Origin of the sequence: Pseudomonas sp. AP19, assembly GCF_001728855.1 — a bacterium.
Classification (GTDB): Bacteria; Pseudomonadota; Gammaproteobacteria; order Pseudomonadales; family Pseudomonadaceae; genus Aquipseudomonas; species Aquipseudomonas fluorescens.
This window is the reverse complement of sequence record NZ_LXJP01000140.1, coordinates 1-1,306: the sequence shown is the minus strand read 5'-3', so window position 1 is coordinate 1,306 and position 1,306 is coordinate 1. Positions and strand designations below refer to the sequence as shown.

Genomic DNA, 1,306 nt, shown 5'->3' with positions numbered 1-1,306 from the left:
GGTTCTTCACGGAATCCCGGGAAACACAGAAACAAGAACGCCGATTTGATGGATGATGTTCGTGCGAGCAAACACATCTAAAAAACCGGCGTTCTTATGCGCGATATTAATACTTTCCTTCCTTTTTGGGAGGGCTTTTCTGTCGTTGCGATCAAACCTGACGGCGACGCCCTTCAAATCGATCTGATCCCCCAGGCCACGCGATTTCCCACCTGTGGTGGCTGCCAAAAGCTCTGTTCAACAACTCATGAGTACTGCGATCGAGTCGTGCGTGACTTGCCGATTCTCGGTCGCGCAGTCCGCCTCAACGTGCAGCTCAGGCGTGTTAGTTGCCGTGATTGTGGCAAGCGCATGGAGGTCGTCAGTTGGCTGGATCGCTATGCCCGCATGACGCGCCGGCTGGCAGAGGCCGTTATTCAAGCCTGCGAACGCCTTCCTACACTGCATGTTGCGCAAATGTTCGGGCTGCACTGGGACACCGTTCGGTTGCTGGAGCGGCGCGCTCTGCAAGCGGCGTTGAGTGCCTTACCCAAGGCCCAGCCACGGCGCTTGATAATGGACGAGTTCGCGTTATTCAAAGGTCATCGCTACGCCAGCGTGGTGTTGGACGCTGATACTCGGCGAGTGCTTTGGATCGGCGAAGGCCGTAGCCGAGCGGCAGTCAGACCGTTTTTCGAAGAGCTGGGGCCAGAAGGGTGCGCCCGAATTGAAGCGGTAGCGATGGACATGAACACGGCTTATGACCTGGAGGTTCGCCAACACTGCCCAAAAGCGCGGGTGATTTATGACCTTTTCCATGTGGTCGCCAAATATGGCCGAGAAGTGATTGATCGTGTTCGCGTTGACGAGGCGAACCGATTGCGCCATGACAAGCCCGCTCGAAAGATCATAAAGCAAGCGCGATGGTTGCTATTGCGTAACCCGGAGAACCTGAAAAAGCCGGAACAGCAGGTTCATTTACAGGATCTGCTGGCCGCTAACCAATCGTTAATGACGGTCTACTTGATGAAGGCCGAGCTCAAAATGCTCTGGGCGCCGAGCGATGCCTGGGACTGGAGATCAGCCTGGAAGCAGTGGCTGCGTCACGCTCAAGAAAGCGAAATACCCGCACTGATCCAGTTCGCAAAGCGACTAAAGGGCTACTGGCGGGGCATCGTGAGCCGGGTACGCTGGCCAATGCACACTGGTCAGTTGGAAGGAATAAACAATCGAATAAAGGTCATCAAACGAATGGCGTACGGTTACCGGGACAGCGAATTCTTTTTCATGAAGATCAAGAGCGTCTTTCCCGGCAATCCGTGAAGAA

General features: G+C 54.9%; 1 protein-coding gene. It reads left to right on the top strand.

The genetic code is table 11. From position 1 onward, the window contains the following. Window positions 1-96: 96 nt before the first annotated feature. Window positions 97-1,302 (top strand): ISL3 family transposase, encoded by a 1,206-nt coding sequence (locus A7D21_RS34000; RefSeq protein WP_083272305.1) that lies wholly within the window; start codon window positions 97-99, stop codon window positions 1,300-1,302. The last annotated feature ends 4 nt before the right edge of the window (window positions 1,303-1,306 follow it).

Excerpts from the sequence above, each read along its gene's own strand:
- A7D21_RS34000 (WP_083272305.1), top strand. The coding sequence starts at position 97 with ATGCGCGATATTAATACTTTCCTTCCTTTTTGGGAGGGCTTTTCTGTC.